Source organism: Cyanobium sp. Aljojuca 7A6 (assembly GCF_024346455.1).
In the GTDB taxonomy this organism is placed as follows: domain Bacteria; phylum Cyanobacteriota; class Cyanobacteriia; order PCC-6307; family Cyanobiaceae; genus Cyanobium.
On record NZ_JAGQCY010000010.1, the window covers coordinates 85,605 to 112,510 of the forward strand.

At 68.0% G+C, this 26,906-nt stretch carries 30 protein-coding genes and 1 tRNA gene; 15 read left to right on the plus strand and 16 right to left on the minus strand.

All coding sequences use genetic code 11. The features are described from left to right. Window positions 1-21: 21 nt before the first annotated feature. A complete protein-coding gene (locus KBY95_RS10325; protein ID WP_254964919.1) occupies window positions 22-414 on the plus strand; it encodes a VOC family protein in 393 nt (130 codons plus the stop codon). Here KBY95_RS10325 and KBY95_RS10330 read toward each other — a convergent pair. The 5 genes from KBY95_RS10330 to KBY95_RS10350 are packed head-to-tail and all read right to left on the minus strand — an operon-like array spanning window position 401 to window position 4,177. Then, window positions 401-1,276, minus strand: a complete 876-nt coding sequence (locus tag KBY95_RS10330; protein WP_254964920.1) for a PfkB family carbohydrate kinase — start codon at window positions 1,274-1,276, stop codon at window positions 401-403. The two genes, KBY95_RS10325 and KBY95_RS10330, sit on opposite strands and share 14 nt — an antisense overlap. Next, window positions 1,277-2,065, minus strand: a complete 789-nt coding sequence (locus tag KBY95_RS10335) for an ABC transporter permease (RefSeq protein WP_254964921.1) — start codon at window positions 2,063-2,065, stop codon at window positions 1,277-1,279. It abuts the gene before it with no gap. Next, window positions 2,065-2,877: an ABC-2 family transporter protein gene (locus KBY95_RS10340; protein ID WP_254964924.1), complete on the minus strand. Its 813-nt coding sequence runs from the start codon at window positions 2,875-2,877 to the stop codon at window positions 2,065-2,067. The genes KBY95_RS10335 and KBY95_RS10340 overlap by 1 nt, the downstream gene beginning before the upstream one ends. Beyond that, window positions 2,874-3,857, minus strand: coding sequence for an ATP-binding cassette domain-containing protein (locus KBY95_RS10345; protein WP_261353629.1), 984 nt, complete (start codon window positions 3,855-3,857; stop codon window positions 2,874-2,876). The genes KBY95_RS10340 and KBY95_RS10345 overlap by 4 nt, the downstream gene beginning before the upstream one ends. A gap of 59 nt (window positions 3,858-3,916) precedes the next feature. Next, the gene (locus KBY95_RS10350; protein ID WP_254964925.1) at window positions 3,917-4,177 is read right to left on the minus strand and encodes a galactose oxidase; all 261 of its coding nucleotides are present in this window, start codon (window positions 4,175-4,177) and stop codon (window positions 3,917-3,919) included. A 158-nt stretch (window positions 4,178-4,335) separates the two neighbouring features. Between KBY95_RS10350 and KBY95_RS10355 the strand changes: the two genes are divergently transcribed. The 7 genes from KBY95_RS10355 to KBY95_RS10385 all read left to right on the plus strand — a co-directional run bounded on the left by KBY95_RS10355 (window position 4,336) and on the right by KBY95_RS10385 (window position 10,113). Beyond that, the gene (locus tag KBY95_RS10355; RefSeq protein ID WP_254964926.1) at window positions 4,336-5,163 is read left to right on the plus strand and encodes a transglutaminase family protein; all 828 of its coding nucleotides are present in this window, start codon (window positions 4,336-4,338) and stop codon (window positions 5,161-5,163) included. A 666-nt stretch (window positions 5,164-5,829) separates the two neighbouring features. Further along, window positions 5,830-6,597 (plus strand): phycobilisome rod-core linker polypeptide, encoded by a 768-nt coding sequence (locus KBY95_RS10360; protein WP_254964928.1) that lies wholly within the window; start codon window positions 5,830-5,832, stop codon window positions 6,595-6,597. Window positions 6,598-6,790: 193 nt separating this feature from the next. Further along, window positions 6,791-7,747, plus strand: coding sequence for an orange carotenoid-binding protein (locus KBY95_RS10365; protein ID WP_254964929.1), 957 nt, complete (start codon window positions 6,791-6,793; stop codon window positions 7,745-7,747). Between the two features lie 92 nt (window positions 7,748-7,839). Further along, window positions 7,840-8,574, plus strand: coding sequence for a fatty acid desaturase (locus tag KBY95_RS10370; protein ID WP_254964930.1), 735 nt, complete (start codon window positions 7,840-7,842; stop codon window positions 8,572-8,574). Window positions 8,575-8,599: 25 nt separating this feature from the next. Further along, window positions 8,600-8,926 carry a hypothetical protein gene (locus tag KBY95_RS10375; protein WP_254964931.1) on the plus strand — a complete coding sequence of 109 codons (327 nt, stop codon included), beginning with the start codon at window positions 8,600-8,602 and terminating at the stop codon, window positions 8,924-8,926. Window positions 8,927-9,370: 444 nt separating this feature from the next. Then, window positions 9,371-9,724 carry an RNA-binding protein gene (locus tag KBY95_RS10380; protein ID WP_254964932.1) on the plus strand — a complete coding sequence of 118 codons (354 nt, stop codon included), beginning with the start codon at window positions 9,371-9,373 and terminating at the stop codon, window positions 9,722-9,724. A 176-nt stretch (window positions 9,725-9,900) separates the two neighbouring features. Then, window positions 9,901-10,113, plus strand: coding sequence for a hypothetical protein (locus tag KBY95_RS10385; protein ID WP_254964933.1), 213 nt, complete (start codon window positions 9,901-9,903; stop codon window positions 10,111-10,113). Here KBY95_RS10385 and KBY95_RS10390 read toward each other — a convergent pair. After that, window positions 10,092-10,985 (minus strand): transglutaminase family protein, encoded by an 894-nt coding sequence (locus tag KBY95_RS10390; RefSeq protein ID WP_254964934.1) that lies wholly within the window; start codon window positions 10,983-10,985, stop codon window positions 10,092-10,094. The two genes, KBY95_RS10385 and KBY95_RS10390, sit on opposite strands and share 22 nt — an antisense overlap. 3 nt (window positions 10,986-10,988) lie before the next feature. Continuing rightward, window positions 10,989-11,363, minus strand: coding sequence for a hypothetical protein (locus KBY95_RS10395; protein WP_254964935.1), 375 nt, complete (start codon window positions 11,361-11,363; stop codon window positions 10,989-10,991). Window positions 11,364-11,699: 336 nt separating this feature from the next. Between KBY95_RS10395 and KBY95_RS10400 the strand changes: the two genes are divergently transcribed. The 3 genes from KBY95_RS10400 to KBY95_RS10410 all read left to right on the plus strand — a co-directional run bounded on the left by KBY95_RS10400 (window position 11,700) and on the right by KBY95_RS10410 (window position 13,102). Continuing rightward, window positions 11,700-12,152: a hypothetical protein gene (locus tag KBY95_RS10400; RefSeq protein ID WP_254964936.1), complete on the plus strand. Its 453-nt coding sequence runs from the start codon at window positions 11,700-11,702 to the stop codon at window positions 12,150-12,152. Window positions 12,153-12,266: 114 nt separating this feature from the next. Further along, entirely contained in the window at window positions 12,267-12,512 is a 246-nt protein-coding gene (locus tag KBY95_RS10405; protein ID WP_254964937.1) for a hypothetical protein, read from the plus strand. A gap of 26 nt (window positions 12,513-12,538) precedes the next feature. Then, window positions 12,539-13,102 carry a hypothetical protein gene (locus KBY95_RS10410; protein WP_254964938.1) on the plus strand — a complete coding sequence of 188 codons (564 nt, stop codon included), beginning with the start codon at window positions 12,539-12,541 and terminating at the stop codon, window positions 13,100-13,102. Between the two features lie 9 nt (window positions 13,103-13,111). On the opposite strand, the gene KBY95_RS10415 is transcribed toward KBY95_RS10410, so the two are convergent. Then, window positions 13,112-13,564: a hypothetical protein gene (locus tag KBY95_RS10415; protein WP_254964939.1), complete on the minus strand. Its 453-nt coding sequence runs from the start codon at window positions 13,562-13,564 to the stop codon at window positions 13,112-13,114. A gap of 204 nt (window positions 13,565-13,768) precedes the next feature. On the opposite strand from KBY95_RS10415, the gene KBY95_RS10420 reads away from it, so the two are divergent. Then, the gene (locus KBY95_RS10420; protein WP_254964940.1) at window positions 13,769-13,948 is read left to right on the plus strand and encodes a Nif11 family protein; all 180 of its coding nucleotides are present in this window, start codon (window positions 13,769-13,771) and stop codon (window positions 13,946-13,948) included. Here the strand turns inward: KBY95_RS10420 and KBY95_RS10425 are convergent. Genes KBY95_RS10425 through KBY95_RS10435 form a run of 3 tightly spaced genes read right to left on the minus strand, consistent with a single transcriptional unit; the run spans window position 13,896 to window position 19,300 of the window. Next, window positions 13,896-16,721: a bifunctional acetate--CoA ligase family protein/GNAT family N-acetyltransferase gene (locus tag KBY95_RS10425; RefSeq protein ID WP_254964941.1), complete on the minus strand. Its 2,826-nt coding sequence runs from the start codon at window positions 16,719-16,721 to the stop codon at window positions 13,896-13,898. The two genes, KBY95_RS10420 and KBY95_RS10425, sit on opposite strands and share 53 nt — an antisense overlap. Beyond that, complete coding sequence (locus KBY95_RS10430) at window positions 16,718-17,164, minus strand: universal stress protein (RefSeq protein WP_254964942.1); 447 nt, start codon at window positions 17,162-17,164, stop codon at window positions 16,718-16,720. Before KBY95_RS10430 ends, KBY95_RS10425 begins: the two co-directional genes overlap by 4 nt. 54 nt (window positions 17,165-17,218) lie before the next feature. Continuing rightward, window positions 17,219-19,300: a cation:proton antiporter gene (locus KBY95_RS10435; protein ID WP_254964943.1), complete on the minus strand. Its 2,082-nt coding sequence runs from the start codon at window positions 19,298-19,300 to the stop codon at window positions 17,219-17,221. Window positions 19,301-19,428: 128 nt separating this feature from the next. Here KBY95_RS10435 and KBY95_RS10440 point away from each other — a divergent pair, with 128 nt between their 5' ends. Next, entirely contained in the window at window positions 19,429-20,736 is a 1,308-nt protein-coding gene (locus KBY95_RS10440) for a Rieske 2Fe-2S domain-containing protein (RefSeq protein WP_254964944.1), read from the plus strand. An 18-nt stretch (window positions 20,737-20,754) separates the two neighbouring features. On the opposite strand, the gene KBY95_RS10445 is transcribed toward KBY95_RS10440, so the two are convergent. Further along, window positions 20,755-21,405, minus strand: a complete 651-nt coding sequence (locus KBY95_RS10445) for a ParB-like protein (protein ID WP_254964946.1) — start codon at window positions 21,403-21,405, stop codon at window positions 20,755-20,757. 84 nt (window positions 21,406-21,489) lie between these two features. Between KBY95_RS10445 and KBY95_RS10450 the strand changes: the two genes are divergently transcribed. Both KBY95_RS10450 and KBY95_RS10455 read left to right on the plus strand, forming a co-directional pair. After that, window positions 21,490-22,617 carry a sirohydrochlorin chelatase gene (locus KBY95_RS10450; protein ID WP_254964947.1) on the plus strand — a complete coding sequence of 376 codons (1,128 nt, stop codon included), beginning with the start codon at window positions 21,490-21,492 and terminating at the stop codon, window positions 22,615-22,617. A 390-nt stretch (window positions 22,618-23,007) separates the two neighbouring features. After that, on the plus strand, window positions 23,008-23,241 hold the full coding sequence (locus KBY95_RS10455; RefSeq protein ID WP_254964948.1) for a DUF2811 domain-containing protein: 234 nt from the start codon (window positions 23,008-23,010) through the stop codon (window positions 23,239-23,241). Between the two features lie 156 nt (window positions 23,242-23,397). Here KBY95_RS10455 and KBY95_RS10460 read toward each other — a convergent pair whose 3' ends face one another. From KBY95_RS10460 to KBY95_RS10475, 4 genes are all read right to left on the minus strand, one after another. Next, window positions 23,398-25,068 carry a GMC oxidoreductase gene (locus tag KBY95_RS10460; protein WP_254964949.1) on the minus strand — a complete coding sequence of 557 codons (1,671 nt, stop codon included), beginning with the start codon at window positions 25,066-25,068 and terminating at the stop codon, window positions 23,398-23,400. 182 nt (window positions 25,069-25,250) lie between these two features. After that, window positions 25,251-25,327: transfer RNA gene (locus KBY95_RS10465), tRNA-Met, on the minus strand. Window positions 25,328-25,363: 36 nt separating this feature from the next. Next, window positions 25,364-26,347, minus strand: coding sequence for an asparaginase (locus KBY95_RS10470; RefSeq protein ID WP_254964950.1), 984 nt, complete (start codon window positions 26,345-26,347; stop codon window positions 25,364-25,366). A 31-nt stretch (window positions 26,348-26,378) separates the two neighbouring features. After that, the gene (locus tag KBY95_RS10475; protein ID WP_254964951.1) at window positions 26,379-26,897 is read right to left on the minus strand and encodes a CGLD27 family protein; all 519 of its coding nucleotides are present in this window, start codon (window positions 26,895-26,897) and stop codon (window positions 26,379-26,381) included. Window positions 26,898-26,906: the final 9 nt, after the last annotated feature.

Sequence of the window (26,906 nt, forward strand, 5' to 3'; positions counted from 1 at the left end):
CGAGCCGCGGCTGCTTCCGTCATGACGTCCGCCGTCCCGTCGTCTTTCCTGGTGCTGGCCGCCGATGACCCCGAACGGCTGGCCGCCTTCTACGGCGCCCTGCTGGGGACGGACCCGCTGCAGGGATTCAGCCCCAGCCACTGGCGCCTGCTGGGGCCGGGAGAGCGCCGGCTGGAGATCTACGCCCCCTCCCGGAGGCGTCCCCGCCCCCGGGGCGAGGGCCGGCTGGCCCTGTGTTTCTCCCGCCCGGCGGGCGATGCGCCCCCCCTGCAGGTGCTCCACGACTGGCTCGCCGTGGTGCTGGCCCTGGGGGCGGTGGCGGTGGAGCCGCCGCGGCAGGAAGCCTTCGGGGCCGAGGCCTGGCTGGCCGATCCGGAGGGCAACCGTCTGCTGCTGCTGGTCAGCGGCGGCTGAGCCGCAGCTGGCAGGCGTAGGGCCCGCGGCCATCGAGGCAGGCCGCGCCGCAGTGGGCGCCGAGGCTGATGGCCTGTCCCAGATCCCAGCCGGCGGCCAGGGCCGTGGTGACGCCGGCGGCGAAGCTGTCGCCGGCGCCGTAGGCATCCCGCACCGGCCCCGGGCGCGGCACGGCGGCATAGCGGCCGCCGGGCATCAGCACCCCGCCCCGCTCCGCCTCGGTGCCGATGTAGAGCGAGGGCGCCGGCGCCAGATCCCCGGGCCGGTAGGCCTCGCCGGGGTCGGCGGCGCTGCCGATCAGGGCGTCGAGGGTCACGCCCGCCTGCCGCAGGGCCGCCAGCCGGACCCTCGGGGTGGCGGCCAGCACCCGGGCCCGCCGGGCCAGCCGCAGCCCGCCGGCATCGGTGGCGGTGACGAAGACGCCGTCGGTCTGAGCCAGCCGCTCCCAGGGCAATCCATCGGCGCCGGTGGGCATCAGCCGCTCGCCGATCACCGTGATCGTGCGCTCGCCGCCGGCGTCGATGAAGGTGAGGCCCCGCCGGGTCGGCGCCTGGCGCCAGGCGATGTGCAGCTCCAGCCCCAGGCCCTCGAGCTCTTCGGCGGCCCGGTGCCCGAGGGGGTCGTTGCCCAGGGCCGTGAAGAAGGGAATCCGCTCTCCCGTGAGACGGGCCATCTGCACGGCCACCACGGCGCCGCCGCCGGCGGGGAGCTCACAGAAGTCGTCGGCATGGAGGATCTCGCCGGCTGCCGGCAGATGGTCCACGCCGATGAAGCTGACCATCTCCACATGGCCCACCACCGCCAGGGCCAGCGGGGGCAGGGCCGGCAGCGCCGCCAGGGGCAGGGGGACGATCGGCTCCATTCAGCTGGAGGCGGAGGTGTAGAAGCGCAGGGCGAACTGCCAGAACCAGCGGCTCAGCACCACCGAGGCGATGGCCACCGCGCCGCCGGCCAGCAGCCAGGGGCCGGAGGCCCGCCCCAGGATCGCTTCGGCGGGCACCGTCGTGAGGAAGGCCACCGGCACGATGAAGGTGAAGAAGGCCCGCAGGCCGGCCGGGAAGGCACTCACCGGAAAGCGTCCTGCCACCAGCACGCTGCGCAGCACCTCGGTGGCGTTCCAGATCTTCACGAACCAGATGCTGCTGGCCGCCAGCACAAACCAGAGGCTGTAGAGGATCAGCAGGCTGGCAACCAGCATCAGGGCTGCCGCCAACAGGGTGAGGGGCGCCGGGGTGGCGCCGGCCTTCCAGGCGGCGTAGCCGATCAGGCCGGCCCCCATGGCGATGCCAGGCAGACCCCAGGGGGAGACGGTGCGGGCCGACAGCCAGAACTGGCTGTCGATCGGCTTGAGCAGGACGAAATCGAGGCTGCCGGTGCGCACGTGGGCCACGATCGTGCTGAGGTTGGGTTGCAGCAGCGTGCTGGTGACCCCCTCGAGCAAGGTGTAGACCCCCAGCACCACCATGGCCCCCTCCCAGCTCCAGCCCCCCAGTGATTGGCCGCGCCCATAAAACAGTGACAGCACGAAGATGCTGCCGACCAGATTGCCGGCCGTGGCCACCAGCTCGATCAGGAAATTCGCCTGATATTCCAGTTCCGCCGTCAGCGAGGCGATCCAGAAGATGCGCAGGGTGGAGAGATACCGGCCCATCAGGCCCCCATGGCGGAATAGTGGCGCAGCCCCCGGCGCCACAGCAGCAGATTGATCGGCAGCAGCAGAGCGGCCCAGGCGGCCATGACCGCGAAGCTCTGGCCCACCGCCACCGGCTCACCGGCCAGGATCCTGGCGGGCACATCAATCATGTAAGGGAAGGGGGTCCAGAAAGCGACGTTGCGCACCGCCTCGGGGTAGAGCGCCAGGGGGGCCACCAGCCCCGAGAGATACAGATAGGGGAGGTAGAGGAGCCGTTCCAGGGCGCTGGCCTTCTCGCTCCAGAAGCACACCATCGTCAAGGTGAACTGCATCAGGAAGCGCAGGGCGAAGGCGGCCAGGGTGGCCAGCACCGTCAGCAGCAGCGATGAGAAAGACGGCCACCAGAAGGCGGCGGGATAGAGAAGGAAGAACAGACCCACCAGCATCGCCACGAAGGGCAGGCGGGTGGCCTGCTCCGACAGGTGGGCGGCCACGTAGCGCCACACCAGCGGCAGGGGCTGCAGCAGGTAGGGCGACAGGCGGCCGCTGAGATTGTCCTCCTCGAAGGTGTACATCACCCAGACGATCGTGAACTGCCGCACCACGAACGCCGCCAGGAAGTAGCGGGCCAGCTGGAGGGAGCTCATGCCCAGCCCGTCGCCGGCATCGACGGCGCTCCAGAGGCCCAGCATGATGAAGGGCAGCACCCCCGAGAGGGCCCAGAGCACGATCTCGGCCCGGTACTCGAGCATGTAGGCGTACTGGCTGGAGAGCAGTACGGCGGCGATGCGGCGGCCATGGCCCAGCCGCTGACGCAGGGCCACCCTCATGCCAGGGCCCCCTGATGGAAGAGCCGGCCGATGATGTCCTCGATCGGCGGGTCGGACACGGAGAGATCGACCACGGCCAGATCGGCCAGCAGCCGTCCCACCTGCTCGGTGAGCCGCTCCCGCGGGATCAGCAGCCGCACCTCCCGGCCCTCGATGGCCTCCACCTCGCCATAGCTCGCGAAGGCGTCGGCCCCCATGGGCTCGTGCAATTCGAGGCGCACCTCGCGGCAGGGGGCCAGGCGCTGGGTGAGCGTTTCCAGGCCGCCGTCGTAGAAGAGGCGGCCTTCGTGGATCAGCAGCACCCGGGGGCAGAGGGCGGTGATGTCGGCCATGTAATGGCTGGTGAGCAGCACGGTGGCGCCGAAGCGGCGGTTGTAATCGGCCAGGAAACTGCGCACTCTGGCCTGGGCGTTCACATCCAGCCCCAGGGTGGGTTCATCGAGAAAGAGCACCGCCGGACGGTGCAGCAGGGCCGCCAGGAGCTCCGCCTTCATCCGCTGACCGAGAGAGAGCTTGCGCACGGGCCGGCGCAATTCATCCCCCAATTCGAGCATCTCCGCCAGCTCGGCGATGCGACGCCGGCTTTCTGCTGGGGGAATGCCGTAGACGGCGGCATTGACCCGCAGGGAATCCAGCGGCGGCAGATCCCAGATCAGCTGTTGCTTCTGGCCCATCACCAGGGTGATCTGGCCGAGGAAGGCCGCCTGGCGGCGATGGGGCAGGCAGCCAGCCACCTCCACCGTGCCGCTGGTGGGGTGGATCAGCCCCGTGAGCATCTTCAAGGTGGTGGTCTTGCCGGCGCCGTTGGCCCCGAGGAAGCCGACGAACTCGCCTGGCTCGATCGAGAAGCTCACATCCCGCACGGCCTCGATCGTGCGTTCGCGGCGGTTGACGAAGTGACGCAGGGTGCCGGCCAGTCCGGGTTGCTTGTCGGCCACCCGATAGGTCTTGCCGAGGCCCTGCGCGCGGACGATGGCCATGCGGACGGGCTTGGGGGCGAGCCACACCCTATCCAGGGCCTTGCCTGAGGGAGCGGGCGTCAGGCGGCTTCCGGGCACCAGCCAACACCGCCCTGGAGAGGGTCGATCCAGCAGGGACAGCGCTGGGTGAGGTGGTCGCCGTGGCAGATCAGGGCCTGACGCCACTGGCAGCTGAGCAGGGGCAGGTTATCGGCCCCTGCGTGGTGTCGGAACCAGTGGCAGGTGAGGCAGACGCGCCGGCTGCGGCTGGGTAGCAGCTGCTCCGGCCCCAGATAGGGCCAGGAGACGAGGGCTGGGGTGCATGGCGGGAGGGAGGACATGACCGGACGGCAAGTACGTCCGTACTAGCGTCTTCTGGCTCGGATCGCCAGTGTGCCGTTTCCTGTCCCGCTGACATCTCTCCGGTCCCACCACGGATTCCCTGTCGGGGGGCCACAATCGACCATCGGGGCAGCGCGCCGTTTCTCTTGCCTTCTCCATGCTGATCCGGCTCGGTTGCGAACTGACTCTTTCCTGCTGGGCCCCGACACCGGTGCTGGCCCTGGTCCATCCCCACAGCAGCCGCCTTGAGGATCGGGTCGGGCCGGAACGGTTGTGGTTGAGCCCGGATCGGATCGCCGAGGTGCTTACCGACGCCGACGGCAACCGTGCCTGCCGCTTCATGGCCTCCGCCGGCAACACCACCCTGGGGTTTGAGGTGGTGGTAGCCGATGACGGCCATCCCGATCCGGTGGCAGCGGATGTGGGCGAGTGCCCGGTGGGGGGCCTGCCGATCGTCACCTACCCCTATCTCAACCCCAGCCGCTATTGCGACACCGATCGCCTGGCCCAGGTCGCCTGGGGGCGCTTCGGTGGTGTCCGGCCCGGCTGGGCGCGGGTGCAGGCCATCTGTGACTGGGTGCATGAACAGCTTCGCTTCGACTACGGCGCCGCCAGCAGCGACAAGACCGCCCACGACGCCCTGCGGGAGGGGCGCGGCGTCTGCAGGGATTTCGCCCACCTGGCCATCAGCCTCTGCCGTTGCCTCAACATTCCAGCGCGTTATTGCACCGGCTACCTGGGTTACTCGGGCGTTGAGGCCCTGCCAGATCCGATCGACTACTCGGCCTGGTTCGAGGCGTTCCTCGAGGATCGCTGGCATGTCTTCGATGCCCGCCACAACACCCCACGGATCGGCCGGGTGCTGATCGCCAGGGGTCGGGACGCGGCGGATGTGCCCTTCCTGCGCTCTTTCGGCGATCACCAGCTCACAGGATTCCACGTCATCACCGAGGAGATGGAGCCCCCCGAGAGCCCGCACCACTGAGCGCTTGATGGATCCCCTACCCCTCTGCGTTGGGCGGCGTCTGCGCTGAAGTGTGGAGAAATCCTGCGCTGCGGCGGCCCACCCGACTCAGGGGGCAGAATCCCCTGAGTGCTGGAACGGTCGAACGCGTCGATCGGTTCTTGATGACAGTCGACTGAGGCACCGGCAGGCCCTACGGAGTCCATCGGTGCCCCGTCACCGGAACGGGGGTTCAGGAGCAACTCCCAGTGGGCTCTACCAATGGATTCGCTCAGAGTTAACAATGGGGTTACGGATTGACGAGGCCACATTCCTGGAGCGAGCCATCTCTCGATTCGGCGCCAGATACGACTATTCCCAGATGACCTACAAGAGTTATCGCACGCCGATCAAGATTCGTTGTGTCGAACATCCTGTCAGGGAAGTCGTGATCACACCCGAGCGCCATCTCCAGACCACCGGGGGTTGTAAGTACTGTCTTCGGAATTACCGCAATCAGACCCTTGAGCGGGTTCTCAGAATGGAGTGTGAGAGCTCCGAGCTTCCTGCTCCCCTGCTGCCGCGGGCTCCGCAGGAGCCACCTGTGGCAGGCCAGAAAAGTAAAGCTGTGTGAGGGATCGGGCCGCCGGCCCAAGCTCACTTTTGATCTTCGGTATCTTTCCGGGTCATTCTCCCCTGAAGTCCTTCATGGCCCTTCCACTGCTCGCCGCCCGACCCTCAAGCCTCAACGCCAGGGTGCCGAGTTATGCGATCGCCAGCGAGGAATCACCCCGCCAGGCCGTTGCCAGCTTGGAGACCGGCAAACCCGCCGGGGATCGCCTCGGCCTGGACATCCAGATCGAGCAGGCCTACCGCCAGATCTTCTTTCACGCCTTCAAAGTGGATCGCGAAGTGGTGCTGGAATCCCAGCTCCGCAGCGGACAGATCACCATGAGGGAGTTCATCCGTGGGCTGCTGCTTTCCAGGCGATTCCGTGAGGGTTTCTATGACTGCAACAGCAACTATCGCCTGGTTGAGCAACTGGTTGGCAGGGTTCTGGGCCGACCTGTCTATGGCGATCAGGAACGCATCAGCTATTCGATCCTGATCGCCCAGCATGGTCTCGTCGCCCTGGTGGATGCCTTGCTGGACTCGGCCGAGTATCTCGAGGCTTTCGGTTACGACACGGTGCCCTACCAGCGCTCCAGGGTGTTGCCGGGCCGGGCCCAGGGAGAGCGTCCCTTCAACCAACAAGCTCCCCGCTATGACGGCCGCTGGCGCGACGTGATCGCCAGCAGGGCGCCCCGTGGCGCCAGCCCCTGGTCGCCGGGTACCCCTCGTCCCGCCTGGCTCGGTGAGCAGCCCTCGCCCCTGGCGCGCAAGATCTGGCAAGGGCTCGTCACCGCTGGTGGCTTTGCCCTCACCGGCCTGGTGCTGTGGACCGCGGCCTCGATGCTGAGCACCGCAGCGCAGTGATCGAGGGTCCCTGGGGGCCTCCACCTTCCAGGGACCCTTTCTCGAATCCCTGCAGTGGTTATCCGCTTGTTGCTCGCTGTGCTGGTGGACACGGAATCGTGCTTTCCTTGGTGTCAGGTGGTCTCAGCGGCAGCACAGGTCCACCGTGCATTAGGATTTGTAAAGATTTATTGACCTCCGGAGCTTTCCTGTCATGTTCACGCTCGAAAAAGCGTCCCAGATCTTTCCGGACACACTTTCCGCCGACGTGGTGCCCGCCCTCACCGCCCGCTTTGCTCTGCTGAACGCGGAAGACCAGCTGGCGCTGATCTGGTTCGCCTACCTCGAGATGGGCAAGACCATCACCATCGCGGCCCCCGGCGCCGCCCGGATGCAGTTCGCCGAGCCGGTGCTCAGCCGGATCAAGGCCATGACCTTCGCTGAGCAGAGCCAGGTGATGGTGGATCTGGCCAACAGGGCCGACACCGACATCTGCCGCACCTACGCCATCTGGTCGGTCAACATCAAACTGGGCTTCTGGTATCGCCTCGGCGAGTGGATGGAGGAAGGACTTGTTGCCCCCATCCCTGAGGGCTATCAGCTGTCGGCCAACGCCGCCTCGGTGCTGTCCTCGCTCAAGGGAATCGATGCCGGTCAGCAGATCACCGTTCTGCGCAACTTCGTCGTTTACATGGGCTTCGACCCCAGCAAGGTGGACGCTGCCGATCGCATTGCGGAGCCGATCGTTCTTCCCACGGCTCCCGAGCAACGCACCAAGGTGTCGATCGCTGGAATCGACAACCCCACGATCCAGTCCTACATGGATCTGCTCAATGCCAACGATTTCGACCAGCTGATCAAGCTGTTCCTTGCCGATGGCGCCCTGCAGCCCCCGTTCCAACGACCGATCGTCGGAACCGATGCCGTGCTGCGCTTCTTCCGCGAAGATTGCCAGAACCTAAAACTTCTCCCCGAAAGTGGCGTGAGCGAGCCTTCCGATGGCGGCTTCACCCAGATCAAGGTCACCGGGAAAGTCCAGACCCCCTGGTTCGGTGCTGGCGTTGGCATGAATGTGGCCTGGCGCTTCCTGCTGGATCCCGACAACAAGATCTACTTTGTGGCGATTGATCTGCTGGCTTCCCCGGCCGAACTGCTCAAATTCGCGCGCTGAAGAGCCTTCCAATTCAGCCTGATCCCGCCACGGTGGAGGCCAGGGTCTCCTCCGTTCCCCCGGCCCAAAAGGGCCGGGGGTTTTGGCTTGGCATGGTGATCTTCTGGGGCTGGTTGGCCAGCCTCATCGGTTTGCTGCTGGCCCATTCGGCCCCCTGGTCCCCAGTGGCCATTCTGCTGGCCATCGCTGTGCGCACGTTTCTGCAGACGGGGCTGTTCATCCTGGGTCACGATGCCATGCACCGCACCCTTGTCCCCGGGCGTCCAGCCCTCAACGACGGTCTGGGCCGTCTGGCCTTGCTGCTCTACGCCGGCCTGCCCTTTGGCCGCTGCCGTCGCCACCACCTACGCCATCACCGTTCCCCTGGCAGCGCCAGGGATCCCGATTTCCGGCTGGACAGCGGTGATGGCGCCCTGCGCTGGTATGTGCGTTTCATGGGAAACTATCTCTCCTGGAACCAGCTGGGCCTGCTCCTTGTCACCTGGATCAGTGCAGCAGCCCTGTTGGTGCTGCTGGACCCCCAGCGGGCGGTGAATGTGGTCGCGTTCTGGGTGCTGCCGCTGGTGCTCAGCTCGTTGCAGCTGTTTCTCTTTGGAACGTACCTTCCCCACCGCAGCCAAGGAGCGCTCCCTGTCAGCAGCCATGCGGTGAAAAGTCTGGGTTACTGCCACTTTCTCTCCTTACTGGCTTGTTATCACTTTGGATACCACTGGGAGCATCACGCCTACCCGGGTGTGCCATGGTTTCGCCTGCCGGAGTTGAGGCGCCGCGTTTCCCTTGATCACGGGCAGGGGAACGGCTCGCGGCAGCTCAGGCTCGCGCGTTAGGGTTAGAAGACAAGTGTTGAGCTCAATGGTGACGGCGGTGTTGGGGTGGACTGAGCAGGAGCAGGAAGTGGCACGTCGGGCCTTTGATACAGCCCATTCCCGGGCCGCCCTCGGCATCATTCGGGCTGCTCAAGCCCATGCCAATCGCATGGACTCCGTGGAGGAATGCTGGAAACTTCATGATTTCCTCAGCATTCAACGTCATGAAATCGAGGGTCGCTTTGATTTTCGTCTTTCCGGACTCTTGTTCGTGTTCGCCAGCCTGGTGAAAGACGGTTTGCTGCAATTGGACGAACTTGAAGGATTGGATAGGGACAAGCTCAGCAAGATCGTGGCCATGTCCCGCATGTGAGTGGAGCTGACGCGGTCTCCGTGGCCACCCGGATCACTGTGAAGACTGGTGAAGGCATTCCCGGATGGTCATCCGCACGTCCGGCTCCAGCTTCAGTTACGTCGCTGCTGCCGAACTCTGGAAATGCCGTTTCGTCAGCCTTGACTTGCCCGTTGGCCATGGCACGGAATGACTCACCGTCCAGGCCATTGCCCCTTGCGAGGATCGCCCATCACACGGGTTGTCCGAGGGGTGAAACCAGGGAGCAGGCCGTGGGCCTGGAGGCTGCAGATGCGCTGCGCCATGTCCGCAGCTCTCCGATCGGTGACCCCGACCTTTGGCGTCCGGCCGTTCTGGGCCCATGGGGGCTGTAAGGTAGGTGAGATTCCAAGATTTCTCTCCAGCGAGCTCATCACTTTCTAAAAGGGCTGTCGAAGGATCGGTTCATAGTTTTTTTTCAGGTTCATGACCATTTACATCGGAAATCTTTCCTTCGACGCCGAAGTGGAAGATGTTAAAAATCTGTTCGCCCAGTACGGCGAACTTCGCCAATGCACCCTTCCTCTTGATCGCGACACCGGCCGCAAGAGGGGTTTCGCTTTCGTTGAAATGACGAACGACGCCGACGAGACCAAGGCCATCGACGACCTCCAGGATGTGGAGTGGATGGGTCGCAGCATCCGCGTCAACAAGGCCGAGCCCCGCACCGGCGGTGGCGGTGGCGGCGGTGGTCGCTCCGGCGGCGGCGGCGGTGGCGGCTACGGCGGTGGTGGCGGCGGCGGCTATGGCGGCGGTGGCGGCGGCCGCAGCCGTTACTGAGTCACCGGGTCTCCCCAGAGACCCCTTCTCCTCTCCAACCGCCCCGGATGTTCCGGGGCGGTTTTTTTTGGGCCGATCGCGATTCGGGTGGTCCTGTCGTGTGGGGAGTTGGCCACGGATTGGAAGACACTCTGCTGCTAGGGCGACTTGCGGAAGGTGGGAGGCAGATTGGTGCCATGAGTGAACCCAGCCCTCGTGGCCGCTACCGGGTCCGACCCGCTGACCAGAACGAGACCACCGTTCCCAACGAGGTGCTCGGCCCCCTCTTCGATCACCGTGACGAGGCCGAGCGCTATGCCCAGAGCCTCTTTCAGACCCATCGGGCACCGGTGATCGTTGAGAAGCTGGCCCCGGCGGGGTGCTGGCTTCAGCTCGGGACCATCGGCTGAGCTGTTCCCTCCAACTCCTCGAGGCTGGAGGCGGCCCGCAGCCGGATCAGATAGGACAGGCTGGAACCCACACCAGTTCCCCGGTATCGGCCACTGACCGGCGCCGCCAAGTGGTGATCCGGTGCGGCGGCCAGCACCACGTGGCCATCGGCGACCGCCAGACCCAGGCTGGGGTCGAACCCCCTCCAGCCGCCTCCCGGCAGGTACACCTCCGCCCAGGCGTGCAGCTCGTGTTCGCTCACCTCCGGGGGATGGTGCATCGAGTAGCCGCTGACGAACCGCGCCGCGAGGCCCTGGCTGCGACAGGCCGCGATGAACAGCACGGCGGTGTCCCGGCAGGCTCCGGTGAGCGTCGCGAGGGTCTCCGCCGCCGCGGTGGGCTCCCCTTCCAGCCGACCCACATGGTGGAAGCCGTGGTGAATCTCGTCGGCCAGGGCGCTGAGGAAGGCGGTGGCCGATCCGTCGACCTGGTCGGCGATCGTCTGGGCCCAGGCACGTACAGCCGGATCGACCTGGTCATGGCGGCAACCCGCCAGGGAGCAGGCCTCCGCCACGGGGTAGGCCACCGGCAGGTGCTGGGCTTCCCTGTGGGTGACGATCCAGTCGAACGGATTGCTGCGCAGGGTTTCCAGCAGCATGTCCACCTCGATCGTCAGCTGGTCCCGCTCCTGCTGGAACCAGGCCACCATGGCGTCCGTGCCATCGGGCTCCAGCACCCGCGTGAGGCCAGCGGCGGGATCCACCAGCCGCAGATGGTGCTCCAGGATCCTCTGGCTGCCGTCCTGACGGGGGGTCAGGCGCAGGGTCATGGGCTCCAGGAAGACGGGCCGTTCGTAGGTGTAGCTGAGCTGGTGGTGAATGCGGAAGAACATGATTCAGCCCATGGCCTCGCGCAGGGCGTCCTGCAAATCGTCATCAATGACGTAGGTGTGCAGTGGCTCGCTGTCCAGGTCCTCGACAAGGGGGTAGAAGCGGACAGAGAACCAGGCCTCGAACAGTTCAAGGCTGCGGGGGTGGGGCCAACGGCTGCGATCGCGGCACCAGAGTTCGAGTTCGGCAGCGAAAATCTGCCCATAGTTGTCCAGCAGCCGGTCCTGGGCTTCCACGTCGCTGTCGTAGGTGGGGATCAGATAAAGGCTGTGGTCTTCCCCCAGTCCTTCCATGTCCTCGCGGGTCCAGAAGGGCCGGGTCCAGTCCACCATCGGCTGCCGGGGTGCCACCGCGATCGCGCAGCGGTTGAGAACGGCCAACGATGATGTGTCTGTAGCGATCTGCAATCTAGCCAGGCTCTGCCTGGGGAGCACGCGGGAACCCTGTCGGTGGAGGCCATCGCTGCCCTCGAGGCTGGCGCTGCCGTGGGACGGAGCAGAAAACTTGCACCATCCGGTTGTTGCCAGCGCAGCTGGGTCATGGCCACGATGTGTTCATCGCTACCCACCCCTCGGTGGCCCCCGCTGCCCTGTCGTCCCATGCTCCTGCGCCGGAATCCCCTTCTCCCCAGTGGACAACACCCCACAGGCCGATGGCCTCAGCGCTTGATTCCCTTGGGAGGAGGCCTGCTGGCAGCCCTGATCGTTAGTCCTCTGTTGGCCCCTGCGGACGCGAGCGCGGCCCAGCAAGATCCCAACGCCAGGGTGATCTATCGCCTTTCCACCCAGTGCGCGTTGCAGGGCGCGGCTCCTGTGCCCTGCACCGTGGAAGCGGTGGATACGGGTGCGGCCACCCTTTATCGCCACCGCATCGGCAACAGCGTCGAAACGGTCCGCATCACCGCCGAACCGGTGACGATGGCGATCTGGGCCCATGACACCAGGAACTGGCAGCCCCTGCGCGGTGCCTCGGCCCGCTTCTCCACCAACACGGTCTGCTTCAACGGCAAGGACCTGTGCGTGGTCAACCCCAACTACCTCAACAGTGTCCGGGAAGATCGCGCCAACACCCGGCTCCAGGGCCGTGACCTGGTGATGGTGCATTTCGGCTCTGACGGACGGGTGGACGCCAGCTGCTACGACGACGCCTGTGCGCTCCTGGCGAAATGAAGAACATGACTGGATTCGCCCTGTTGATGGCTGGTGTGATCGCCTCTCCGGTCGGGGCTGCCCTGGCCCTGGAAGTCACCACCGCTGCCCAGGTCCCGATGTTGATCGCCAGAGGTGCTGGTGGTGGACGCGGTGGCGGTGGTCTTGGCGGTGGTGGTCGTGGCGGAGCTGGTCTTGGCGGTGGTGGCGCCAGAGTTGGTGGCGGAGGTGGCGGCGGACTCGGTCGCGCTGGTGGTGGTGCATCGCTGGGCCGCAGCGGTTTCCAGGGATCCGGTGGGGCCGGTGGCTTCAATCGGGGTGTCACCAGGCCCGCCGGTGGCTGGAGCAGCGGCGGCGGAGGGCTGGGGGCCCCGGGGTTGAATCGGCCTGTCGCGCGCCCCGGTGGGGTGGTCGGCACCCCTGGCCTGAACAGGCCCGTCGGCACCGGCTCGGTCAACCGCAACGTCAACGCCAATCTCAACCGGAACGTCAACCGCAACATCAACCGCAACGTCAACGTCAACCGGAACTGGAACCGGGCCGCCAACGTCAATGCCTTTGGTGTCAGGCCGGGCTGGGCCCGTCCAGGCTGGGGCGTCGCCAGGCCCTGGAACCACGGCTGGTACGGCGGCTGGGCCACCCCGTCCTGGGGATGGTGGGGGGCCAGCGCCGCCGCCTGGGGGGTGGGCGCCCTGGCAACGGCCGCGATCATCAACAGTGCGGTGGATGCCGCGGTGGCCAGCAGCCAGACCGTGATCGTCGTGCCCAACACCCAGTACCAGCTGCTGTTCGGCACCGTCCAGCCGACCGGTACCGCCACGGTGGCTTTTGACGTCAGTGCCAACGGCAGCGTGTATCAACTCTCGGCCGACTGTCAGTCGGGATTGTTGAACGGCCAGCCGCCTGGCAGTGCCCAGGAAGCGGAACTCCTCAATGCCGCCTGTCAGGTGGCCTTCGGGACCGCTTCCTGAGCTGGGTGATCACCAGGGCAGGGGGGCACGCTGGGCGCCGACGCTGCAACCCATCTGCTGGCCCAACAGGGCCCCGAGCGGCACCGCCCAGGTGCGTCCGTCCTGGCGGGACACGGCATAGCCCAGGCCGCCGCCGATGATGCCGCCCACCAGCCGGCCCACGTTGCAGCGCTGGGCCGTCTGGGCTTGGACGTAGCCGGGACCGACCGGCACGTTGGCCCGGTAGCGGTCGACGTCGTAGTCGGCCCGGTAGCCGCCGCCGTAGCCATCCCCATAGGAGGAGGGGTTGGGCAGGGTGGGGATGGGATAAGGAACGCGGCGGCTGTCGACCTGACGGGGGACGCCGGACTGACCCCAGGGACCAGCCCAGGCCTGCAGGGGCGTGGCGAGCAGAGCCAGGACGCCCGTGGTGCCCAGCAGGCCGGCGAGGCGGCGGGAGCTCTGACGAATGAGGTTGTTCATGGTGGTTCGCGTTGTGAGGAGCGACCCCTGAGGTGGGGATGACTTCAATCAAGCGAAGTCATGTGACCGATCCATGAACGGGTCCCCGGCGATGTCCGACAAGATGCGACTCGCCTGGAGCCACCCCCTCTGCATCGCTTGTTGTCGGCCCCTGGCCAGAACGCCCCGCCCTTGGCAGCGTGGAGGAGAGGGTGGGAGGACCCGATGAGTTGGAGCGAACTGGAGCGCCTCGTTGATGAGGCGGAAGCGGACCAGGTGATCTGCCGGGGTCTGCGCCATTGCCGCTCCAGAGCGGAACTGGTGCTGGCTGCCCGCCGGCTGGGCTTCCGCGTCACCCAGGTGGATCTGCAGCGGGCCTGGCAGCTGCAGGATCAAGCAGGCTGATCTCAGCACGCACGCACTCGGCCGTGGGCCTGAGCCGGAAGCCCAGCTTCTGGCAGACGTGCTGCATGCCCCTGTTCTCGTGCAGGATCTCGGCGCAGATGCGCTCAAGCCCTTCGGCGCGGCCAATCGCGATCAGCAATCCCAGCAAGGCAGTGCCCAACCCCTGCCGTTGCCAGGGATCGGCGATCAGCATGGCGAATTCGGCGGCGTTGTCGTCGTGGATCCTGCTGAGCCGGCCCACCCCCAGCACTTCAGCAGCGGCGCCGTTCTCCCCCGGGCGTTCCACCACCAGGGCCATCTCCCTGTCGTAGTCGGTGAAGCAGATCCGAGTCAGCCGTTCGTGGGCGATGCGGTGGCCCAGGGTCATCAAATGGAAATAGCGGAAGTAGACGCTCTGCTCCGAGAGGGTGCGGTGGAAGGCCACCAGCATGGGTTCGTCCTCCGGCCGGATCGGCCGCAGCGTCACTGGTGATCCGTCGGGCAGGTGCCAGGGGCGCACGTACTCGCTCGGATAGGGCCGGATTGCAGGCCTGGGGGTGAAGCAGGTAGCCCCGGAGGATGGCTGCAGCAGCACCCGGGCATCCAGGGCCACCATGGATCCCTTGCCGATCCCCGGTGCCACCCGCAGGGGGTTGATGTCGAGTTCCAGGATGGCCGGGTGCTCCAGCACCAGCCGGCTGAGCCGCACCAGCAGTCGCTCGAGTGCCGCCAGATCCACCGGAGGCCGGCCGCGCACCCCCTGCAGTGCCGCATAGATTCGGGTGCCTTCCATCAGCCGCCGGGCCAGGGTGGTGTTCAGCGGCGGCAGGGCCACGGCGCTGTCGCGGAACACCTCCACCAGCAGGCCACCGGTCCCAAACAGAATCACCGGGCCGAACTGGGGATCGATGCTGCTGCCGACGATCAGTTCGTAGGCCCCCGTCAGCTCCAGCATCGGCTGCACGGTCACCCCGCCGAAGGCGCTCTCCCCGTGTTGCGCCACGATCGCGTCCTGCATGCTGCGGAAGGCCTGCGCCACCGCGGCAGCGTTGGGCAGGTTGAGTTGCACCCCCCCGACGTCGCTTTTGTGGGTGAGCTCGGCGGAGAGCAGTTTGACCACCACCGGATAGCCCGTGGCGTCGGCCGCCGCCACGGCCGCCTCGGCACTGCTGGCCATGTGGGTAGGCACCGTGGGAATTCCGTAAGCCTCCAGCACCTGCTTGGCTTCCCATTCGTTGAGCAGGGTGCGCCCCTGGGCCAGCACCCCGGCCAGCAGCGCTTCCACCCGCTGGCGATCGGCATGGGGCTCGCCAGCTTCATTCGGCTCGCTCTCGGGCACCAGGGCCGGAGTTTCGTAGAGGGCGCGCAGGTTGTCGCTGTAGCGCCACATGGCATCAAACAGCTGCACAGCCGCGTCCGGGTAGCGGTAGGTCGCGATGCCAGCGGCATTGAGCAGACGCTCTCCCGCGTCCACGTCCTGGCCCCCCATCCAGCTGGCCAGCAGCGGCTTGGTGGTGGTCGACGCCAGGGCCACCAGCCGTTCGGCCGTGCTGGTGGGGTCGGTCATGGCCTGGGGGGTGAGCACCACCAGCAGACCATCGCTGTCGGGGTCGTTAAGGGCGTGGCGGATGGCCTGCTCGTAGCGGTCCGGATCCGCGTCCCCCAGGATGTCGATGGGATTGGCCCGACTCCAGTGCTCCGGCAGCACGGCGTCGAGGGCGGTCAGAGTGGCCGGGGCCAGCGTGGCCAATTGACCGCCATGGCGTACCAGGGCATCGGTGGCGAGCACGCCTGGCCCCCCGGCGTTGGTGAGGATCGTCAACCGCGGCCCCTTGGGCCGGCGGCGTTGCTTGGCCAGCACCTCGGCCAGGTCGAAGAGGTCGGCGATGCTGTCTACCCGCAGCACACCGCAGCGCCGGAAGGCGGCATCCAGCACGGCATCACTGCCGGTGAGAGCTCCCGTGTGGGAGGCCGCCGCCTGGGCCGCTTCCGCGGTGCGTCCGGCCTTGATCACCACGATCGGCTTGGTGAGGGCCACCTCCCGCGCTGCCGAGAGGAACGAGCGGGGGTCGCCGATCGATTCCATGTAGATGACGATGCTGTGGGTCTCCGGGTCGTCCCCCAGGTAGGTGATCAGATCCCCCCAGTCGACATCCAGCATCGAGCCCATCGAGACGAAGGCGCTGAAGCCCACGTTCTCCTGCAGGCTCCAGTCGAGGACGGCGGTGCAGATCGCCCCCGACTGGCTCAGGAACCCCACGTGACCGGGGCGGGCCATGGCGCCGGCGAAGGTGGCATTGAGGCCGGTGCGGGGATTCATCAGCCCCAGGCAGTTGGGGCCGACCAGCCGCATGCCGGAGCGACGCAGGCCATCACGGAGGCGGGCCTCGAGGGCGATGCCGACCGGGCCGATTTCCCGGAACCCTGCTGACAGCACGATCACGCCCTTCACCCCGGCCGCTGCGCACGCCTCGATCAGGGCCGGCACCGTGGCGGCGGGGGTGGCGATCACGGCCAGATCCACAGGTTCGGGCACCTCCGCCACCGAGGCGTGGGCGCGGATTCCCAGCACACTGCGACGTTTGGGGTTGACGGGGTAGACAGTGCCGCCGAAGGGATGGCTGATCAGGTTCCAGAGCACCCCGCGACCGACGCTGCCCGGCCGGTCGGAGGCACCGATCACCGCCACGCTGCGGGGTGAGAAGAGGGCGGCCAGCGGCTGGTGCTGGGAGCGGAGGATGTCGTAAGCCCGATCCGTGGCGCCACCGTCCCTGCCGGAGGGGTTCCCCTTCATCGGTAGACCAGGACCGGACAGGGGGACTGGACCAGCACCCGCTGGGTTTCGCTGCCGATCAGCATCCCCACCAGGCCGCGGCGGCCGTGGGAGGCCATCAGGATCAGGTCGCAGCCCAGCCGGGTGGCGGCCTCGACGATGGCCTGGTGGGGCAGATCGCTCACCACACGCTCGGCCGTGGCGCTGACGCCGGCCTGCTTCGCCAGCACCAGCGACTCCTCCAGGATCCGATCCCCATCCTTGCGGCTGGCGTTCATCAGGGCCTCCATGGTGGTGGCGTCGAGCATCTCGCCGAGTCCCACCACCTGCACCGGCACACTGGCCTGGGCATGGAAGAACGTGATCCGGGCCCCGAGGGCAGCGGCCAGGGCCACGGCGTGGCGCACGGCCGCCAGTGAGAGGTCGGAGCCGTCGCTGGGCACCAGAAGATGGCTGTAGGACATGGGGACTGCGGGTCTCCCCTCTGTCTAGTCAAGGCCCCGGATCAGTGCAGTGGGTCAGTGGAGTGGATCACTGATCACCAGGGCCGAGCAGCGCAGGCGCCGCAGCAGGCTGGTGGCCTGGTCACTGGCAGGAATCGGCAGACCCTCCACCAGGCGCCGCAAGGAGCGCAGGATCACCAGATCGTGGCTTTCGCTGCTGCGCTCGATCGCCTCGGCCACGTTCTGGTCGGCCAGAAGCTCCACCGTGACCGGCACGCCCCCACCGCCCCTGGGGGGGGAGGGAACCCACGCCTGCAGCTGGCGGGCCAGCTGCTCCCGTTCCGCCTGGGGCAGCCAGGGCTCGTGGATGTGCAGCAGGGTGATGGCGGCACCCTCCCCGGGGGGGCAGGCGCTGAGCAGCCGCTCCGCCAGCTGGTACTGCTCCAGGGCGCCGGCGGAGAGGTCCTTCACGGGGACGAGCAGCCGCCGGAAGCTGGCCGGGTCGTCCCGCAGCCGGGCCATCACCACCGGGCAGTGGGCCTGACGGCAGATGGCGGCCACCAGATCGCCGAACAGCCAACGCCCCAGGCGGGGGGCCGCCGCCACGCCCACCAGGACCAGATCGGCCCCCTGTTCCAGGGCCGTGCGAGCGATGCCGCCGGGGATGTCGTTGTCGACCCGCAGCAGCGAGCGGCTGGGCACCCCCGCCGCCGCGGTGAAGGTATCGGCCCGCTCCAGCAGCTGGCGCCCCTCGGCCAGGGCCCGGTGCACCATCGCCTGGGCGCCGCGGCCGGCTTCGACCTGGCGCGGCGATACCACCGAGAGGGGCAGCACCGTGCCTTGGCGGCCGGCGTCCCCGTCGATCAGCCGCCCGGCCAGCACGAGCAGGGGTTCCTCGCTGCGGGCCTCGCTGATCGGCACCAGCACCCGCAGGGCCCGTCGCACCAGGGCCAGTTGACCACTTTCCTGCAGGCTGAGATCCCTGGACCGGCGGCTGGCCATCCGGGTCATCGCCACCGAGGTGAGGATCGGCCCCAGGGTGGCTGTCACCACCATCAGGGCCAGGACGCTGTTGAGCATCCGCTCATCCAGCAGGCCCTGGCGGAAACCCACATAGGTGGCCGCCAGGGTGGCCGCCACCTGGGGGAGCGAGAGCGACCACAGGGTCAGCATCTGGGGCCCGTCGTAGCGGTAGAGCAGACCCGACCACCAGGAGGCCAACCCCTTGCTGGTGATCAGCGTCAGGATCAGGGCGATGGCGAAAGCCGAGCCCGTCATCGTGCTGAGGAACACCGGCACGTCGAGCAGCAGACCGAGGTCGATGAAGAACAGTGGGATGAACAGGCTCGCCCCCACGACCACCACCTGCTCCTTGACCCGGCCCTCCGGCAACACCCCGTTCACGGCCAATCCGGCCAGGAAAGCGCCGACGATCTTCTCCACGCCGGCCAGCTCCGCCCCCACTGCCGCCAGGAACAGGGCCAGCAGCACCGCCACGAACAACCGGCTGTCGCCATCCACGCTGCGGCGGATCAGGCCGCGTCCAAGCCGCCGGATCAGCAGCATCACAGCGGCGGCATAGAGGGCCACCTTGAGCAGCAAGGTGACCACCCCCGGTGCGCTCAGCTGGCCCTTCCCCAGGCTGACGCAGAGGGCCAGCAGCACCAGGGCGGCGATGTCGGTGAAGATCGTTCCGCCGATCGCCACCGTGACGCACTCCTCCCGCATGGCGCCGAAGCTGCGCACGATCGGGTACCCCAGGGGGGTGTGGGAGGCGAGGATCGAGCCGATCAGAACGGCGCTGACGGCCGGGTAGCCGTAGGCGAATCCCAGCACCGTTCCCGCCACCATCGGCAGGGTGAAGGTGAGCAGGCCGAAGCGGAAGGAGCGGGCCCGGATCCGCTGGAACTCCCCCAGGTCGATCTCCAGTCCGGCGATGAACAGCAGATAGATCACCCCCACGTCTGAAAGCAGCCGCACCGTCTCGTTGCTGGAGACGAGCCAGGCGAGGCCATGGGGACCGATCGCCACCCCGGCCAGCAGCAATCCCACCAGATCCGGCAGCCGCAAGGGCCGCACCAGGGGCGGCACCACCACGCTGAGCACCAGCAGCAGGGCGAAAATCGCCAGGGGATTGCCGGCCAGGAAGGTGCCCACGGGGTTGGAAAGGGTTGGCAGGAGTGTCTTCCAAGCCGTCCTAGGAGCGCCGCCGCCGCTGGCAGCGGCCCTGGCGGCGTCTTGTAACGGGCCCGCATCTGTCCCAGCCCGCCAGCAGAATCGGACCCATGACGAGCACCGCCTGGCACCAGCACTGGTATCCGGTGGCCTTTCTGCGGGACCTCGACCGCAGCAGGCCCACCGCCTTCACGCTCCTGGAGCAGGACCTCGTGCTCTGGTGGGATCACGCGGGCCAGACCTGGCGTGCCTTCGCCGATGTCTGCCCCCACCGCCTGGTCCCCCTCAGCCAGGGGCGCCTCAACGGGGCCGGAGAACTGGAGTGTCCTTACCACGGTTGGACGTTCGCCGGCGATGGCCACTGCACCGCGATCCCCCAGGCCGAGGCGGGGGCCACCCCCAGCGCCCTGCGATCCAGCTGCCGGGCCTATGCCACCGCCGAGGGCCAGGGCCTGCTGTTCGTGTTTGTCGGTGAGGCGGCCGCCGCCGCGGGGGTGCCCCTGCCCCTGGTGCCGGTGCTGGAGGAGCCGGGCTGGTTCGTGCAGGACACGTTCCGGGATCTGCCCATGGATGCCCTCACCCTGCTGGAGAACGTGCTCGATGTGAGCCATGTGCCCTTCACCCACCACCGCACCGTGGGCAAGCGGGAGAACGCCGCCCCGGTGGTGGCCTCCCTCACCAGTGCCGGTCCGGAGGGTTTCACCGCCCTGTGGCAGGAAGGGCCCCGCAAGGGCACGCTCGGCAGCCAGTCCACCACCTTCGCTGCCCCCGGCCTGATGTGGCACGAGCTGACGGCGCCGGGCTTCGCCCGCATTCTCACGGTGGTCTACGCCACGCCGATCCGTCGCGGCGAATGTCGCCTGTTCGCCCGTTTCCCGTTTCAGTTCGAATCCAAGCTGCCCCCCCTGCTGCTGGGACTACGCCCCCTGTGGCTGCAGCACATCGCCAACCACACCGTGCTGGAGGACGACCAGGTGTTCCTGCACTGGCAGGAGCGGGTGCTGGAGCAGCGGGGCCGCAGCGGCGGGGCCGAGCGGGCGTTCTTCCTGGCCACCAGCGCCGACGTCTACGTCAAGGCCCTGCACGACTGGGTCAACGGCCACAAGGGCGACCCGTTCCCCGGCCAGCCCCTGCCACCCCGCCTCGACCAGACGGCGCTGATGGATCGCTGGGCCAGCCACGGGGAGCACTGCGCCGCCTGCCGTGGCGCCCGGCGGGGGTTGCGCCGCTGGCGGCGGCTGCTGCAGGCGATTCCCTGGCTGGCCCTGCTGGCGATCGCCTGGTGGCAGACCCCCCAGGCGCTGATCGTGGGGCTGCTGCTGGCCGGAGCGGCTTTGCTCCTGGCCCAGCGCTTCGATCGCTGGGAACGGCTGCTGCTGGCGGGAGATGGCGCCCCGCCCCGCAACAGGCCCGACTGAGGCCTGCTCAGAAGGGTTTCAGCCCTTCCAGCCGGCCAGGTGGGAGGCGGAACCGGAGCGCACCAGGGAACGGGCGGCGGCCAGGGCCGGGGCCAGGTTGCTGGAGCTGAAGGGGGGCATGGGCCGGCTGCGCAGCCAGGCTCCCCAGCGGAACTCATGGAAGGGGATCAGGGGGGCTGGATCGATCATTCCCTCCTTCTTGAGTCGCCACACCAGGGAGCGGTAGGGATCGTCCTGGAGATCCGGCAGCCGCTGCGGCAGGGCCGCCGGCGCCAGGGGGCCATGGCCGCGGCCGTCATAGAGGTACAGCCATCCCCGCTCCTGCAGTTCGGCCAGCACTGCCTTGGGTGGGTGTCCGGGCAAGTCCAGCACCAGGTAGCCGTAGGCCATCGCCGCCGGATCGATTTCGATCAGGCCCCGCAGGCGATGGTGACGGTCGACCATCCAGAGCTCCCCAGCCCCACCGCGCACCAGGGGCACGGGCTTGCCGCGCAGGTAGCGCAACCGTTGCTCGGCCGTTTCCTGGGAGAAGTCCTGCTGGCGACTGCGCACCTCCGCCAGGCCCACGCACATCTGGGTGGGCTGGAGGTCGGCGATGGCCACGGTGAGCAGCTCCGCCCTGGGTCCCGGTGGGGGCAAAGGCCGGTAGGGGGGGAGGTGCAGGCTCATGGGTGCCGGTGGCTGGCCCCCATCCTGACGGCTTCCCGCCTGGTCCCAGCCGCGGGAATAGGGTCAATCCACGTGCAGATGTTCATGATCACCGCCCCTGAGCGAGATGGCGCCCTGGCGGGACCCCATGGCCCGATCGGAGTGCTGGTCTGCGGCCACGGCAGTCGCAACCGTCTGGCGGTGGCCGAATTCGCCTCCCTGGCCCACCAGCTCCAGCACCACCTCGATCCGGTGCCCGTCGACCACGGCTACCTGGAGTTCGCCCGGCCGATCCTGCGCGACGGCCTGGACGCCCTGCGCCGGCGTGGCGTACGCCATGTGCTGGCGGTGCCGGCAATGCTGTTCGCCGCCGGCCATGCCAAGAACGACATCCCCTCGGTGCTCAACACCTATGCCGCCGAGACAGGGCTGCGCATCGACTACGGCCGCGAGCTGGGGGTGGATCTCAAGATGATCCAGGCCGCCGCCGCCCGCATCCGCGCCAGCCTCGAGGCCGCCGATGCCGCTGCCGTCGCCGCTGGCGGCAGCCCCGTGCCGCTGCACGACACGCTGCTGGCGGTGGTGGGGCGGGGCTCCTCCGACCCGGATGCCAACTCCAACGTGGCCAAGGTGACCCGGATGCTGGTGGAGGGCTTCGGCTTCGGCTGGGGGGAGACGCTCTATTCCGGCGTCACCTTCCCCCTGGTGGAGCCTGGCCTGCGCCAGGCGGTCAAGCTCGGCCACCGGCGCATCGTCGTCTTCCCCTACTTCCTCTTCTCCGGGGTGCTGGTGAGCCGGATCCGGCAGCACAGCGAGCGGGTGGCCGCCGACCATCCTGAGCTCGAGATGGTCCAGGCCGGGTACCTCGGCGACCATCCCCTGGTGCTGGACACCTTCCGCGAGCGGGTCGCCGAGGTGCTGGGGGGCGAAGCCAACATGAACTGCTCCCTGTGCAAGTACCGGGCCCAGGTGCTGGGCTTCGAGCGGGAGGTGGGGGCCCCCCAGCACAGCCACCACCACCATGTGGAGGGGCTGGTGGAGAGCTGCACCCTCTGCGAGCGGGAGTGCACCGGAGCCTGCCAGCCCGATGGGATGCCCCTGCCGGTGGGCGGTTCGGCCGGCGGACACGACCACGACCATGGCCATGGTCAGGGGGGCCATCACCACCATCCGATCTACCCCCACGCCGACCATCCCCTGGGTCCCCTCACCCTGCGGCGCCCGGCCGACTGAGTGTCCACGTCAGGGTCCGCTGGCCTCGTCGGTCTCATCCAGTGATGAGTCTGGAGAGACTCTTATTTGATCAATGTTTCCGATGGTTCGGGGCTTTCCCCCACCTGGAGGCCGTTTTCCCCCGTTTCAAGGGGCTTTTTCCACAGGTGGGTCCGTTCCGGCTGGCCTGGGACGCGGGGGCTGGGGAAAGTGAATGATTGCTCGGAACAGCCTTGACAGCCTTCGCCGGCAGCCATCGGCCGCTGGCGTGTTGCGGGACACCTCGGCCATAGCCCAGTTGGGGCAACGAGTCTTATCGACCCGTCCCCATGGTTTCGCCCCTGAAGGCGTTTTTGACGCTGGGCCTTGCCTGTGGCGTACTTGAGGCGACCCCAGCCGACCCGCACCAGCATGGCCATCGATCCAGAGTGCCCGGGGTGTGTCGGCGACGAGGCGAGCGTCAGTCTTGAAGCCGAGGTGCCGGAGGTTCTCTACGAAGGCATGCGGGATTTCATCGACACCCATCCGCACTGGGATCAATACAGCGTCATCACCTCGGCTTTGGCTGGATTCCTGTTCCAGAACGGCTGCCAGGAGCCCGTCGTTTCCCAGCACTACCTCGACGGACTTTTCCAGAATCCCTGAGACAAAAAAAAGCGAGGGTGCCAACCCCCGCCAATGATTTTCTCCCTTGCCCGACCCTTTGGAGGTCGCCCCGTCATTGTGCGCGCGCTGCGCCGGGAAGACTGTGGTGATGGACACCACCTTCCCACTCCTGTGACGGCTCCCTGACCGGCGCAGTCAGCTTCGCCGCATCCGGTCCGCGGCAGCGGAGCAGGCGCGCCAGGTGATCGCCATCTCGGTGAGGGTGGGGCTCTGCCAGCCGGCGCTGGGCCAGCAGGCGCCATCCGTCACCAGGACGTTGGGGGCTGCCCAGCAACGGTTCCATTCGTCGACGACGCCCGCCTCCGGGGTGCTGGCCATGCGGGCCCCGCCCAGTTCATGGATGTAGTAACCGGGCGGCGGCGCCTCGGGGCGCACCGCCAGGCTGGTGCGGATCAGGGGCTCCAGCAGGGGCAGCACGAACAGCTCCTCGATCGGCCGGATGCGGCCTCCGGCGGAGGCCACCACAGCCTCCATGCGCGCCTGCATGTGGGCCACCATCTGCCGCTCGTTGGTGCCCCAGCGGCAGTCGATGTGGGGGATGGGTAAGTCCCAGGCATCGGTGCGGCAGCCATCGAGGCTCACCCGGTTTTCTGCCCTGGCCAGCACTTCCCCATGGCCGATCAGGAACCCCACCGCCTCCCCGGGGCGGCGCCTCAGGAGCGCAGGGGGATCGAAGCGCTGCAGGGCCGCCCAAATCCCGTAGCCCCGCAGAAAGTCCTCCTGGCTGCGCTCGTCGAGATTCACCGTGTTGGGGATGAAGCAACTCCCGGCTCCGGAGAGCTCGGCGGGTTCGGCTGGCGCTGGGATGGCAGGGATCGAGAAGAACCGGCTGGTGGAGATGTGGTCCATCAGGAAGCGGCCCAGGCTGCCGGAGGGATCGCTGATGCCACCGCTGCGGATGGCGTCGCTGGAATGCAGCAGCAGACGCACGGTTTCGATCGTTGAGGCGCAGAGCACGATCAGGGGGGCGGCGATCCGCTCCCGCCGGCCGCTGGCGGCCTCCACCAGCACCACCGCTTCGGCGCGGCGCCCCCCTGTCCCCATCTCCAGATGGCTCACCACCGCCCCGCTGCGTAGCTGCACCCGGCCGGTGGCCAGGGCCCGGGCCAGGCTGAGGCCCTGGGCGCTGGAGGGGGGCCAGGGGGCCGCCGGGGTAGGCCTGTGCAGGCGAAAACCGCGGGAGTGGATCAGCGGCAGGCCCAGGTCTCTGGCGATGGCCCCCTGCAGATGCCGCTCCCCCGGCGTGAACGGCAGCGGCGGCAGGAAGTGACCATCCGGGAGCTGGCTCAGGCCATCCCGCTGGCCATGGACCCCCAGCAACGTTTCCAGCCGGTCATAGAAGGGCGCCAGCTCTGTGCTGCCGATCGGCCAGGCGGGGCCGTGGCCATCCCGCCGGGCTGCCTGGAACTCCGCCTCCGACAGGCGCAGGGTGATGCCCCCCCAGGTGAGGCTCTTGCCGCCCACCTGCCGGCCCCGGGTCCACAGGAAGGGGGCGTCCGGCGGGGTGCTGTAGGGGTTCTGGCGCTCATCGACGAACAGCTCCGGGTTGTGTTTCCAGAACCCTGGATGGTGCCGCTGCAGGCGTTGGCGGCCGCTGCTGAGGTGGGCGAGGCGGCGCAGGCTGTTCAGTGGCTCGCTGCCCAAGGCCCGACGGGCGGAGAGCTCCGGCCCCGCCTCAAGCACCAGCACCCGCAGCCCTGCTTCCGCCAGCACCATGGCGGCCACCGATCCGTTGGCCCCCGCCCCCACCACCACAGCGTCCCAGGGGGTCTCGCTGCCGGTTGAGGGGGATGGGGCGCTGGACATCGGCAGGCGAACCGGTCTCGGCATCATGCAGGAGCGGCTGCCGGCCATCCGCCTGATCCGGAATCTGAGCCTGCACAGGAAGCAGGGCCTGGATCGGGGTGGTTGTCGTGCCCATAAAACAGCAACCCCCCAGCCGAAGCTGGAGGGTTGATGGATGCAGACCCACTGAGGGGCTCTGGAGTTGGTGGCGGGGAGGAGATTTGAACTCCTGACCTTCGGGTTATGAGCCCGACGAGCTACCAGACTGCTCTACCCCGCGTCGCACCAAGGAATCGTATCAGTCGATGCCCCCGCATCAGGAGCGGGCGCCGTCGAAACGGAGCTCGCCAATCACCTCCAGGCGCAGGTGGTCGGCGGGCGCCAGGTAGCGCTGACGCAGTTCCGCCAGGGTGGTGGGGGTGAGCCACTCGAGCTGTTCCAGAAGGTGCAGGGCCACGGCCTGCTTGGCCCGTCTGGCCCCGTCGTCGACCTTGATGGCCACCCCCATCCCTTCGCCCACCCGGCTCAGGCACTGGATGCCTTCCGCCCCGCCCTTGCTCAGCACCTGGCCATGGCCCAGGCGCATCACTTCGGTGTCGAACTCCCCGTCGCCGGCGATCAGATCGGGGTGGGCAAGCATCGCCCGGCTGAGCCGCTCCAGGTCGGCCTGCTCACCGCCACCGAGATGGGCGAACAGCAGGGCCATCTGGGCCAGCTGCAACTGCAGGGTGGGGGCGCCGCAGTCGTCCCGGGCGCTGATCAGTTCAGCCCCCGGCAGCCCCAGCAGTTCCCCGACCCGTTTGACCACCGCCTGCTGCAGGGGATGGTCGGCCTGGAGATAGCTCTCAAGGGGCCAGTGCATCTGCCGGCAGGCGGCCAGAAAGGCCGCGTGCTTGCCGGAGCAGTTGTGCTGCAGCGGGCTGGTGCCCCCGGCGGGGGTGGGGCACTGGAGGTCCTCGGTGTCGAGCTCGGCACCCCAGAGCAGCTTGAACGCCTCGCGGGCCTGCTGGGCGGTGCCGGCGTGGGAGGCGCAGGCGATCGCCAAGCCCCGCTCCCCCGCCCCCATCCGGTCGGCGGCACCGCTGCCCACGAACACGGTGGCCTGGAAGGGCTTGAGGGCCGAGCGCACGAAGCTCAGTTGCTGGGGGTCCCCGGCGCGCATCAGTACCCGGCCGCGCTGGTCGCAGACCACCGCATGCACCCGGTGGCGGGATTCGACGATGCCGTTGCGCAGCAGTCGGACCTCCAGGGGGGGAATGCCGGGGCGGCCCGGGCCGGCGAAGCTGGAGGACAGGGTCATGGTGGTGCGGGAAGGTCCGTGGAGGCCGACCTCAGAGAGCCTGGCAGAGCCCCGTCCCGAGCAGCATCAGGGCAAGGGCGACGGCGATGGCCTGGCGCAGGCGGGCCAGCACCGGCTGTACCTGGTGGCGGGCCACCAGCAGATCCTGCTGACGCCAGGTGATCGGCTTCTCCCACACCTGGCCGTCGTACCAGCCCGATTCCTCGTACTCAACCTTTTCCGAGACCAGCCGCCGCTGCACGTAGGTCCAGCCGAGCCACTGGCGCAGCAGCAGGAACATCGGCAGCAGCACGGCGGCGGCCCCCGCGGCGATCACCAGCCGGGGTGGATCGTGGCGCAGGGGGATGCTGCCCCCCGCCACCAGCAGCGCCAGGGGGAAGGACAGCAACCAGGTGAGACCAAGGGGGCGCCAGAGACCTCTTGGGCCAGCGGCAGGCCAGCGAAAGAACCAGGAGCGGCTGAGCTGGTCGTATTCCTGCAGAGGACGCTGGGCCGGGGGCACCGGGCAGGGGGCGTCCTGGCTGGGCAGGCTGGGTGTGCCGGCGGCCATCTGAGCTTC